The sequence below is a fragment of the Lacrimispora brassicae genome, from assembly GCF_054772055.1.
On the sequence record NZ_BRYH01000062.1, the window covers coordinates 104842 to 117117 of the forward strand.

Genomic DNA, 12276 nt, shown 5'->3' on the forward strand with positions numbered 1-12276 from the left:
CCTTATTATGCCTCCTCATAGCTGACCTCCACATGAGCTTGCCTGCTGCGGAGGAAAGAAAAACCAAAGGAACCGGCGATGACCGCCACATTTAATAATAATAGAGTTGTGGATAATGTTGAAGCATTCAGAATAATCGCAAAAATTGCAGAGGCAGCTCCAAGAACCGTAATCAATGTCATGGCGCCTTTTCCAACCTTAAACCTGGATTTCTCCCATGCCTCCGGGCAGACCTTAGGTATCTTATAGACGCAGATGTTGATCATCAGCGTGATGACCCCATTGGCAATTAAGCACATGTTGCCTAAGACAGCGACGCTTAAGCCGGTCAGGATGCAGACCACTGCGACTAAGTAGAGAATGGTGAGGATGATGACCGGAGTGTTGTATTTGGAGAGTCTGGCAAGCCTTGGGGGAAGCCAGCCGTCATCACAAGCCTGCATTACGGGTTTGGGAGCCCAGGCATATTGAGCGTTCAAGGTGGAGACCAGGGCAAACCCGGCCCCGCATACGATGAAGAATATGTAAAGGGGACGGCTTAAAATCTTGCCCGCCACCAGGGTCAAGTTCTGTCCTGCTACCTGCTCCAGGGGAAGCACTCCTGCCGCCACGAATGCGATGATGCCATAAAGGACGGCCACCACCAGGGTGGAAATGATCATGACCAGCGGAATGTCTCTGGTAGGCTTTTTGGATTCTGCAGAGAGGTTGACAATGCAGGAAGCGCCTCCCACCGCAAAGGTGAGCAGTCCGCCTGCCTGTAAAAGGCCAAGCATGCCTCCTGTCATAAAGGTGGATTCTGCAAAGTATCCCGGCTCAATGTCCCCTACGCCAAAGGCCGCAAACACGCCTAAGGCCAGCACCAGTCCGATGACGATCAAGTTCTGGATCTTTGCGAATTTATCAATGCCAAAGCAGTTCAGCACATAGAAGAGAGTCAATACGGCCATTGCAATCACCTTTTCATTGCCAAGTCCGAACAAAGAGATGAAATAGCTGGCAAAGGAAAGTCCGTACATGGAAATTGACAAATTGGAAAAAATGAACATAATGGTATAAGCGCCTGCGAATTTTTCACCGGTCAGCATGGCGACCATGGTATACTGCCCTCCCCGCAGGCGAACGGTTCCCGAAATCAGGATCACGGGCAAATACTGGCACACCGTAATCACTGCCGCCACCAGAAAGGCCAAAGGAACTGAGCGCCCGGTCATGGCTATGGCCGCGCCCAGCAGGGTCATAATGCCTGCACCGATGATCTGGCCTACGGAAGCCCCCATTAGATCCCAAAAACCAAGTACCTGTTTTAACTGCTTTGTAGAGCTGCTGCATTGTGAATCTGACATAACTATACCCCCTTGAGTATGAAGTTTTAAAATGTGCGTGTATCGTAAAAGCGGGCCCGCCTTTATTCATGATACAAAATACCTTCCCCTTTTGCACCGGAAACATTTATCCTTCCATTGTCAGATTCCCCTCGCCCCGGCGCAGTGCTAATGCTTAGATGTTAATTTGTGAAGTTGCTTAACTATTTATATGATAAATATATATGCATTATTTGTGGATAGAAAAGATATTTAAATTTTATTTTTTATATACAATGTATAATTTTTCTTTGTTTTTTCATGAAAACTCCAAATCCGGAAGCCGCTGCCGGCTGTCTGGAATCCGGGCTTATCCGGATTTCATGAAATTATTATTTTCGGGTATGGCAAGCAATCCGAAAGGAAAGGCGCGTATGAGGCGCGGAATCTTAAATTTCCTTTTTGGAATTCTTTCAAAATAATGAATATGGTGGAATGTTTTGCAGTACTTATGGTATAATCATAGCCAGACAATAACAAGCCCATCCGCTTGATTCATTAGGAGACAAAATATGAAACCACATGCATTTGCGCTCTGCGCATACAAGGACTCGCCTTATCTTGAAGCCTGCATCCGTTCTCTCCTGAAACAAAGCGTCAGGTCGGAGATTATAATATGCACATCAACACCCAGCCCTTTCATTGAAAGAATGGCGGACAAGTATCAAATCCCATTGTTTATCCGGCATGGGAAAAGCAATATACGGGAAGACTGGAATTTTGCCTATGATATGGCTTCCGCCCGTTTTGTTACCATTGCCCATCAGGATGATCTATACCAGAAAGACTATGTGAAAAAGCTTCTGGAATGCTATAGGAAATACCCGGATATGACGTTGTTTACGGGAGGATATACCGTGATCAGGGGGAACTGTCCGGCTGTCTTTGAAATGGTGGAGTTTATTAAGCGTTTTTTAAGGATCCCACTTCGTTTCCGTTCCATCAGTCATTTGTCCTGGGTCAAAAAAAGCGTTTTGCTGTTTGGAAATTCCATATGCTGTCCTGCATGTGCATATAATAAGGAACAATTAGGAGAGTCTCTTTTTACCTCTCCTTATCGGTTTGCTCTGGATTGGGACACCCTTTATCAGTTATCCGGGCTGCCGGGGCGTTTTATTTGTGTGGAAAAACCGATTTTGTATTACAGGGTCCACGGAGAGGCCACCACAAAGGCCTGTATTGCGGATAACAGCCGTGTCAGGGAGGAAGCAGACATGTTTTCAAAGATGTGGCCCGGACCGGTGGTAAAGGTACTGATGCATTTTTACCGGAAGGCTTATAAGGAGTACGAATAAAATGGAGATTTGGAGGAAGAACCAATGAAGGTAGTATTATTAGCAGGAGGCTTTGGCACCAGAATCAGTGAGCAGAGCCATTTAAAGCCAAAGCCAATGATTGAAATCGGGGAAAAGCCTATTCTGTGGCATATTATGAAGTATTATTCCCAGTATGGTTTTCACGATTTTGTCATTTGCCTTGGATACAAGCAATATGTGGTAAAGGAATTTTTTGCGGATTATTTTCTTCATACATCCGATGTGACCTTTGATCTTGCCAATAATGAGATGGAGGTACATAACAATTATTCGGAACCATGGAAGGTGACCCTGGTGGATACGGGGTTAAATACAATGACCGGCGGGCGTATTAAGCGCATCCAGCCTTACATCGGGGATGAGCCCTTTATGCTGACCTATGGAGACGGGGTTTGCGACGTGGATTTAAAGACTTTGTTAAAATTCCATCAAGGCCATGGCAAGACTGCTACCATGACTACCGTTAATATTGCCCAGCTAAAGGGAGTTCTGGATATTGACGAAGGTGATGTGGTCCGTTCCTTCAGAGAAAAGGATGAGGCGGATACCAGTCTGATCAACGGTGGCTTCATGGTCCTGAATCCGGAAATCTTTTCCTATTTAAAGGATGATAACACTATATTTGAAAAGGAACCATTGCAGAGCCTGGCGGCAGAAGGGCAGCTTATGAGCTTCCATCACAACGGCTTCTGGCAGTGCATGGATACTCAGCGGGAAATGAAGAAGCTGGAAGATTTGTGGCAGTCTGGACAGGCACCATGGAAGATTTGGGAGAAATGACATGACAAGTTGGGCGAGTATTAAATGGATGGAATTTTGTGATTTTTATAAAGGAAAAAATGTCCTGGTCACAGGGCATACAGGCTTTAAAGGGACATGGCTCAGCCATCTTCTTGTCAAGGCCGGAGCATCGGTAACGGGATATTCCCTCACCCCTTCCACAGACCCAAACCTGTTTGAAGCGGCTGGGCTTTCCCGCAATGTGAATTCCATAATCGGGGATGTCCGGGATTTGGAGCATTTGAAAAAGGTGTTTTCCCAGGAAGAGCCGGAGATCGTGTTTCATCTGGCCGCCCAGCCCATTGTAAGGGACTCCTATAAGGACCCGGTCTACACCTATGAGACCAATGTTATGGGAACGGTCAATGTACTGGAATGCGTACGCCTGACTCCCTCTGTTAAATCCTTTTTAAATGTTACAACGGATAAGGTGTATGAAAACAGGGAATGGGAGTACGGATACCGGGAAACAGACCCATTGGATGGCTATGATCCCTATTCCAACAGCAAATCCTGTTCCGAGCTGGTGACTCACAGCTATGCAAAATCCTTTTTCTCCGACGGACGTGTGGCTGTTTCCACATCCCGTGCAGGAAATGTGATCGGAGGAGGAGATTTTGCCAATGACAGGATCATACCGGACTGCATCCGGGCGGCATCGGCAGGACAGGATATCATCGTAAGAAATCCCCATTCAACAAGGCCGTATCAGCATGTGCTGGAACCTTTGGCAATTTACATGACCATTGCCATGAAGCAGTATGAGGATTTGAAGTTCCAGGGATATTATAACGTAGGCCCTGATGACAGAGACTGTGTGACCACCGGAGTGCTGGCGGATATATTCTGTAAGGCCTGGGGCCAGGGAATAAGATGGATCGACAAGTTTGAAGGAGGTCCTCATGAAGCCAGTTTCTTAAAGCTGGACTGTTCTAAGATCAAAAAGGTCTTTGGCTGGTATCCCAGGTATGGGGTGAAGGAAGCGGTGGAAAAGACCGTGGAATGGACCAGGGCCTATTTGGAAGGGGCAGATATGCCTGCATTCATGGACCTGCAGATAGAAGAATTTTTCAAGTGATATGAACATGAGAGGAAGCAGCCTCCGGGTATAACTTTACACCCGATGCCCGGTGGTGCGGGGCACGCTGTAAAGCGAGGTGGGCTCTGCCCAAAAAACATTGGCAGGAAAGAGGAAAAAATAGAATGTTTGAGAATAAAACAGAAAAAGAGGCGCGGGAGGAGATCCTTTCTCTGGTAAAGGAATACTGCAGCACCTACCACAATCAGAAAAATCCGTTTAAGGAAGGAGACCGCATCTCTTACGCATCCCGTGTGTACGATCATCAGGAGATGGTGAACCTGGTGGACAGCTCTCTGGAGTTCTGGCTTACGTCCGGACGGTATACCGATGAATTTGAGAAAAAGCTGGCAAAATATTTAAATGTCAGGTTCTGCTCTCTTGTTAATTCCGGTTCCTCAGCGAATCTGGTGGCATTTATGGCCCTTACCTCGCCGCTTTTAAAAGAGCGTCAGATCAGGCGCGGCGATGAGGTGATTACGGTGGCAGCAGGATTTCCTACTACGGTGACCCCTATGATCCAGTATGGAGCGGTTCCCGTATTTGTGGATGTTACCATTCCCCAGTATAACATTAATGTGGAAATGCTTGAGGCTGCCCGCTCAGAAAAGACCAAGGCGGTCATGATCGCCCATACCCTGGGAAATCCCTTTGACCTTACTGCGGTTAAGGCATTTTGCGACAAGCATGATTTATGGCTTGTAGAGGATAACTGCGATGCCCTTGGAACAATATATACCATAAATGGGGAAGAGCGTTTCTCCGGTACCATCGGTGATATAGGCACCTCCAGTTTTTATCCGCCTCACCATATGACAATGGGAGAGGGAGGTGCGGTTTATACGGGCAACCCTCTGTTAAACAAAATCATCCGCTCCTTCCGGGACTGGGGAAGGGACTGTGTCTGCCCTTCCGGACGGGATAACTTATGCGGGCACCGGTTTGACCGGCAGTACGGAGAGCTTCCCGTGGGCTATGACCATAAATATGTTTACTCCCATTTCGGCTACAATTTAAAGGTAACGGACATGCAGGCTTCCATAGGCTGCGCCCAGCTTGACAAGTTCCCATCTTTTGTGGAACGTCGTCGTCATAATTTTGACCGCCTTTATAAGGGTCTTGAGGAGGCTTCAGATAAGCTGATCCTTCCTGAGCCATGTCCAGGCTCCAAGCCAAGCTGGTTCGGCTTTTTGATAACCTGCAGGGAAGGGGTAAGCAGGAACCAGGTGGTGCAGTATGTGGAATCCAAAGGAATCCAGACCAGGATGCTGTTTGCCGGAAATTTGACAAAGCACCCTTGTTTTGACCAGATGAGAGCGTCGGGGGAAGGATACCGGATCATTGGAGAGCTGACCAATACCGACCGGATCATGGAGGACACCTTCTGGGTAGGAGTATATCCGGGAATGACCGATGAGATGATGGCTTTTATGGCAAAGACCATTAAAGAGGCGCTTAGCCTGTAGGAAATCTTATATCCGGAGGCCTGAAAACGGCAGACGGAAATACCTTATGAGCAGGAATGAGGAAACACCCTACGGGTATACCTTTATGCCCAAAGTACATGGGCAGGAATGAGGAAACATCCTACGGGTATACCTTTATGCCCAAAGTACATGGGCAGGAATGAGGAAACATGAAGGAATACGATTTGACGGAGGTACATCAGGCAAACCTGGCTGTTTTAAAGGAAATTGACCGTATCTGCCGGAAATACAGGATTAAATATCTTCTGGATGCAGGAACGCTTTTAGGCGCAGTAAGGCACAAAGGCTTCATTCCCTGGGATGATGATGCTGATGTGGCATTTACCCGTTCCAATTACGATGCCTTTTTAAAGGTAGCGCGCCGGGAGCTTCCGGAAGAAATGGAGGTTCTTGAACCAAAGGATTTGAAAGGCGGAACAGCTTTTTATGATTTTGCAGCCAGGATCATCTATAAGAACAGCCAGACTCATGAAGACTCGGAAGAGATGAGGTTTTATGAAGGAAAGTTAAACCACTTGTGGGTGGACTTATTCGCCATTGATGAGCTTCCCGAAGGCAAGGTGGCTTCTACCTTTACCCGCCTGCTTCATACGGTGATCTACGGTATGGCCATGGGCCATCGCTACCGTCTGGATTTTAAGAAGCACAGCCTGGTCAATAAAATCGTTATCGCTGTTCTGGCTTCTTTGGGGAAATTGATCCCAATGAAGCTCTTAAGAAAGCTTCAGCATATGGCTGCAGTCAAGGACCAGAAGGGGAAGAGCAATCTTCGGTATTACAGCAATTATCAGCCGGATTATCTTTATGTGACGCTTAAAAAAGAATGGTGTGATGAAACCGTGGACTTAGAATTTGAAGATACCAGGCTGATGGCTCCAAAGGGCTGGCATGAGGTCCTTACCTGGATCTACGGCGATTATAAGAAGCTTCCGCCGGAGGAAAAGCGGGTGCCTTCCCACTCCAGCATGGAAGTTAAAATATTTCATTAACATACAGCGATAAATAGAATTAACAAAAAATCCGCATTGATCAGGCTTACAAAAAGCCAATCAATGCGGATTTTCATGTCTTTGGAGCGTTGCTTTCCGTTTCAGAAGCTTTCTCCGTGGGTTTATTTCTGGTTTAAATATTCCTTCGCGTCTTTAAAGAAGCTGAAAACAATCAGGAGTATGATAATTCCTATGGGAAATGCTGCAATGATGGAAACAGTCTGCAGATTGGTCATGGAATTCTCGGAAAAAATAAGTGCAATGGGAAACAGCATTAAAAGCACGGACCAGAACAGTTTTACATGTTTATCAGGTTCCGCGTCCTCAGGAAGCTCCTTATAGGAGTAAGTGGAAGCGACCAAGGCCAGGGCATCAAAGCTGGTGGCATAAAAGGCTATCATGGTAACTGCTAAAAGGATCATTCCCAGCTTTGCAAAGGGCAAGGTTTCAAGGATTGCCATGATCGTCTGGTACAAATCACCTGTTGACGCATAAATACCCATGACATCCAGCACTCCTTTCGTCTGAAGGGCAAGGCTGTAATTTCCCAATATGATAAAAGAAGTAAAGGTCCCTGAAATTCCAAAGATATATCCCCCAAGAATGGTCTGCTTAATGGTCCGCCCTTTGCTGATGGATCCGATAAAGAAGGGAGTGGCCACACACCAGACCATCCAGTATGCCCAGTAAAAGATGGTCCAGTTCTGGGGGAAGGAGGAGGTCCGCAGGGCATCGGTCCAGGTGGACAGGCTGATAAAGTTCTGGGTTAAGTTCCCCACGGCTGTAATTCCGGTTTCAATGGTATATCTGGCTTCTTTTCCGCCGATGAGCACATAGAGAAGCAGGCCAAAGAACAGGTAAGTACAGGAAGCAGCCAGCTTTGAAATGCCCTTCATGCCGAAATAAACCGTAACAGTATAAATGATGCATATAATGACCAGGATCCCAATGGTCAGTATCCTGGAATCCGGAAGACCGGTCACTCTGCTGACAGCCATGGAAAGAAGGGGAGTTGCCAGAGAAAACGTGGTTGCTGTGCCGGCCAGTAAGGCAAATACGGCAATTAAGTCAATGAGCTTTCCCCAAAAGCCGTCTACATGCTTTCCAAGAAGAGGACGGCAGGCCTCTGAGTATTTCTGTTTCGTCCGTTTTTTAACATGAAGCATGAAGCCGAATGCGGCGGCCAATATCATATAAAAGCTCCATGGGATAGGACCCCAGTGGAACAATGGGTAGGTAGAGGCCCAGTCCTGCATGGCGCCCAGATCCGTGATATGAGGCTCCCCTGCATAGAGAATCCATTCACAAAGGGAATAGAAGAGGATATCCGCAGCCAGACCGGCGGTAAACATCATGGTACCCCATTTAAAATTAGAATATTGTGGCTTTTCCAGGTTTCCAAGCTTGATGGTGCCGTATTTGGAAAAAGCTATGTACAGGGAGCACAGGAAGGTAAACAGCCCGATGATAAGATAGTAGCTTCCCAGTTCATCCCCTAAAAATGACCGGATAGCAGCCAGAGTATTCGCAGACCCCGTAGGATTTAAGGTAAAAACAAGGCATAAAAGGATGATGCATATAAAAGGGATCAGGGTTGTTATCCAATCCAGCTTTTTAAACAAAGCTTTTTTCTCATTGTGGTCCATGTACGTAGCCTCCTAAAGTGTTCAAAAAATTAAAATTAATTTAGATATTGAACATAATACCATGGATAACCAGAAAATGCAAGAATTAAATAGGAATAATTTCTGAGTAAAACAGACGGGGCCAATAGACCAGGGGGGGCCGTTTAAGGAGAATATCCTTCTGCGCAAGGAACCCAGACAGGGAAAAGGTAAAACAAGGCATTGATTCCAGTAAAAACACTGACGTATTTGTGAAGATTTTCTGACATTTTGCATAAACCACTACAAAAAAAGGATTACATCCGATATAATGTTAGATGTTCAATAAGGAGGAAATTATGATGAAGAACAAAGCTCTAATAATATGTGCCATGTCGGCAATGTTGCTGACCGGATGTACGGAAAGCCATATTCTTGCTTCCGGAGGTCCAGCGGAGCCTGTTTTTGAGACTCAGCAGGGGATTGTTCTGGATTGGACTCAGATTGGAAATGATATGGACGATGAGTTTGTGGACAACGAGGAATATCCTATGGCGTTAAGTGTCAATTACAGTGTGGATAATGAGAATAAAAGCATTGATTTGACGTTAATTGTAAAAGAAGGAACCACCCCCCAGGAGGCAGTCACATTTGCCGATGCGGCGGTTCGGTTCTTAAATGATGAGGCGTCTATGCAGGATTTTTCTTATGAAAAGTCAAGCAATACCTCTTACGGCGGATTTTTCAAGAATTATGATCTGCATCTTATTGTAATGCCGGATTATACAATGAAGGAAGAAGAGTACTGGCTGGTGGATATGGACATCCCTAAGGGATCTGATGAAAAAATCGTTCCAAAGGAAGGCGCAGTTGTTATGGAAACCACCGCTGAGACTGAGGCTGAGGATCAGGAAGCGGATGCTGAAAGCTCAGAGTCAGACCAATAGCTTTTTATTGCAGGTTCAGGAAAAAGAAACATGGCTGAGGAACTGGTTGGTAAACCACTTCTCAGCCATGTTTTTTGTCAGGGTGTTTCTTCTATCCGGTTATGGGTCTACCGACAGTCCGCTGTGGTAGGAATAATTGCCAAGCTCCTTTAAAAGCTTATTGTGGTCCAGGCTGTTTAAGGGAATCGCTGAGGACAGCTCCTCGTTCAGCAGATAGAATACGTCACTGCATTTTGCCATGGACTGATGGAAGAGCTCCGGAAAGGAGGCCTGGGATGCAAGGCGCCGGTTCCAGGGATTGCACCATGTTTCATGGTTTAAATTCATGGTGACCACAGGATCCGGAGGAATGTCCGTTACCAGCTTCCGGGAGGCAAGAGGCGTCCGTAAAAACAGAGATTCTACAAATTCAATGCTGTTTTTCTTGCGGCTGGAAGGATCGGCAAGAGTCCGGCAGCCTAAGCGCATAGCCAGAATGGAGCGGGATACCATCTGGGAGGTGACCCAGAAATTGTTCCGGTAATTCAATGGGTAATAGGCTTCATTGATGCATACAGACAAAAACCCGGAGATGAACTGCATCTCCTGGCCGTTTAAGCAAATGGTGGCAGCCTGGTTGAACTGAGATGGCTTTTTCTTTTTGTATTTCATCAAAAGCAGTGCATCAATATCATTTTCCAGCATGGCATGAAGTCCGTGGTGGTAGTTGCCGGAATTTTTTACGTCATATTCGATCCTGCCGTATACGTAAGGATGGCAGATGGAGTCCCCGATGTAATGGCAGAAGTATCCGCTCATATAAGAAATGGCCTGCTCCCTCTGCTGTCTGGATTCGATCTGGGACAAGTGGTTTAAGCAGGAAACAAAAAAATCATGTACATGATTCTCGTGCATGTAGGAGCCTACGTTGCGGTAATCCCGGTGGCGGAGAATGGGTATATTATAAAAAAACATATCCGGTCCCTGAAGGCCCAACTGATAAAGCCAGCGATATTTGGAGATTATACGCTTTAAAGGGCTGTTGGGCATATCATTATAAACTCTGACTCCCAGCAGGTAGTGCGTGGTAAAACCGGGCATATTGTTCACCTCATATGAAAGATACAATTTGTTACAGATCAGCCTGAATTTCGTAAATAAATTCTAACCGCCAGGCTGTGAATCCCATGGCTGAACAGCAGCCATATAATTAGATTATACCATAGGATATTTAATTTTGTATAAAAATCATTGGAAATTTTCATACTACCCGGCTGGAACGAATAAGTGTTAAGGAAAGCATTCAGGAGCTGATCCTATGATACATCGTATACACGAACTGGTGTGGGGCCCATGGCTTTTGGTTTTGTTTCTGGGAACCGGAATCTTTTTTACGGTAAAAACCAGATTTTTTCAAATCAGGAAATTCCCTTTTTGGTGGAAACAGACCATTGGAAGCATAAAGGAGGATGAAGCAGAAGACAAAGGGGAAGTGACAAAATTCCAGACAGCCTGTACGGCTTTGGCAGCTACCATTGGGACCGGAAACATTGCCGGTGTTGCCACCGCACTTACGGCCGGGGGCCCGGGGGCCATATTCTGGATGTGGGTTTCTGCCGCAATCGGTATGATGACAGGCTATGCAGAAACCATGCTGGGGATCCGCTACCGCTACCGGGACCGAAACGGCGCCTGGATATGCGGGCCAATGGTTTATCTGGAGCGGGGGCTTAAACTTCCGGTGCTTGGTATGATATACAGCTTTCTCTGCATCATGGTATCGCTTGGAATGGGAAGCATGGTGCAGTCCAATTCCATTGCGGAAACTCTGGAATACTCTTTTGGCATTTCACCGATTCCCGTAGGGCTTCTGCTTACGGGGATCGTATTGTTGGTGATTCTGGGAGGAATTGCAAGGATCGCCTTTGTCTCCGAGCGGCTCATTCCCATCTCAGCCGGTGCCTATATGCTGTTTTCCATGGTTGTCATTATGTCCTGTTATGACAGGATCCCATACATATTTCAATGCATTTTTCAGGATGCCTTCCGTCCGGTATCCGTTTTTTCCGGGGCCGCAGGCTATCAAATCAGCAAAAGCCTGCAATACGGCGTATCCAGAGGCGTGTTTTCCAATGAAGCAGGACTTGGAAGCATGGCAGTCCTTCACGGCGCGGCAGAGGATACGACACCTGAGCAGCAGGGAATGTGGGCCATGTTTGAGGTATTTTTTGATACCATTATGATCTGTACCATGACAGCCCTTGTGATCCTGTGCATGACAGACGGGGACGCTGCCGGCTCCGGTTATGACGGAGCGGTTTTGACCGCTTATTGCTTTTCCAAACGTATGGGGATTCTTGGGGAGTATGTGGTATCAGGTGCCATGCTGGTGTTCGCTTTTGCGACCATCATTGCATGGTATTATCTGGGACGTCAGGCTGCCGTTTATCTGGCGGAGAGCTTAAAAAAACGCGGAGCCCTCTACTTTTTGCAGCGTATTTTAAGAGGAAAGGTTTATACTGTGCTTTATCTGGGGGCCGTATTCCTTGGGTGTATGGCTAAGCTGGAGACAGTATGGGAATTTTCCGATATCTGGAACGGACTGATGGCGCTTCCCAATATCATTGCCCTGATTTTCCTCATGAAGGAAGTAACGGTTCCGAGAAATACAAAAAAACAGGCGCTGAAAGGCTCCCGTCTATAAAATAGGGTGGGAGGCTGACCAAATAGAT

General features: G+C 46.5%; 10 protein-coding genes. 7 read left to right on the forward strand and 3 right to left on the reverse strand.

The window, feature by feature from the left end; genetic code table 11:
* Positions 1–5 precede the first annotated feature (5 nt).
* Entirely contained in the window at positions 6–1346 is a 1341-nt protein-coding gene (locus tag ACYVD3_RS26530) for an APC family permease (RefSeq protein ID WP_460645506.1), read from the reverse strand.
* A 530-nt stretch (positions 1347–1876) separates the two neighbouring features.
* Here ACYVD3_RS26530 and ACYVD3_RS26535 point away from each other — a divergent pair.
* From ACYVD3_RS26535 to ACYVD3_RS26555, 5 genes are all read left to right on the forward strand, one after another.
* Complete coding sequence (locus ACYVD3_RS26535; RefSeq protein WP_460645507.1) at positions 1877–2659, forward strand: glycosyltransferase family 2 protein; 783 nt, start codon at positions 1877–1879, stop codon at positions 2657–2659.
* A gap of 24 nt (positions 2660–2683) precedes the next feature.
* The gene (gene rfbF, locus ACYVD3_RS26540) at positions 2684–3460 is read left to right on the forward strand and encodes a glucose-1-phosphate cytidylyltransferase (protein WP_460645508.1); all 777 of its coding nucleotides are present in this window, start codon (positions 2684–2686) and stop codon (positions 3458–3460) included.
* Between the two features lies 1 nt (position 3461).
* A complete protein-coding gene (rfbG, locus tag ACYVD3_RS26545; RefSeq protein WP_460645509.1) occupies positions 3462–4538 on the forward strand; it encodes a CDP-glucose 4,6-dehydratase in 1077 nt (358 codons plus the stop codon).
* 125 nt (positions 4539–4663) lie between these two features.
* A complete protein-coding gene (gene rfbH, locus ACYVD3_RS26550; RefSeq protein WP_460645510.1) occupies positions 4664–6004 on the forward strand; it encodes a lipopolysaccharide biosynthesis protein RfbH in 1341 nt (446 codons plus the stop codon).
* A gap of 170 nt (positions 6005–6174) precedes the next feature.
* Positions 6175–7014 (forward strand): LicD family protein, encoded by an 840-nt coding sequence (locus ACYVD3_RS26555; RefSeq protein ID WP_460645511.1) that lies wholly within the window; start codon positions 6175–6177, stop codon positions 7012–7014.
* Between the two features lie 122 nt (positions 7015–7136).
* Here ACYVD3_RS26555 and ACYVD3_RS26560 read toward each other — a convergent pair whose 3' ends face one another.
* A complete protein-coding gene (locus ACYVD3_RS26560; RefSeq protein ID WP_460645512.1) occupies positions 7137–8660 on the reverse strand; it encodes a BCCT family transporter in 1524 nt (507 codons plus the stop codon).
* Between the two features lie 317 nt (positions 8661–8977).
* Here ACYVD3_RS26560 and ACYVD3_RS26565 point away from each other — a divergent pair, with 317 nt between their 5' ends.
* Entirely contained in the window at positions 8978–9565 is a 588-nt protein-coding gene (locus tag ACYVD3_RS26565; protein ID WP_460645513.1) for a hypothetical protein, read from the forward strand.
* A 99-nt stretch (positions 9566–9664) separates the two neighbouring features.
* On the opposite strand, the gene ACYVD3_RS26570 is transcribed toward ACYVD3_RS26565, so the two are convergent.
* Positions 9665–10645: a zinc dependent phospholipase C family protein gene (locus tag ACYVD3_RS26570; protein WP_460645514.1), complete on the reverse strand. Its 981-nt coding sequence runs from the start codon at positions 10643–10645 to the stop codon at positions 9665–9667.
* Between the two features lie 217 nt (positions 10646–10862).
* On the opposite strand from ACYVD3_RS26570, the gene ACYVD3_RS26575 reads away from it, so the two are divergent.
* Entirely contained in the window at positions 10863–12248 is a 1386-nt protein-coding gene (locus ACYVD3_RS26575; RefSeq protein ID WP_460645515.1) for an alanine/glycine:cation symporter family protein, read from the forward strand.
* Positions 12249–12276 lie beyond the last annotated feature (28 nt).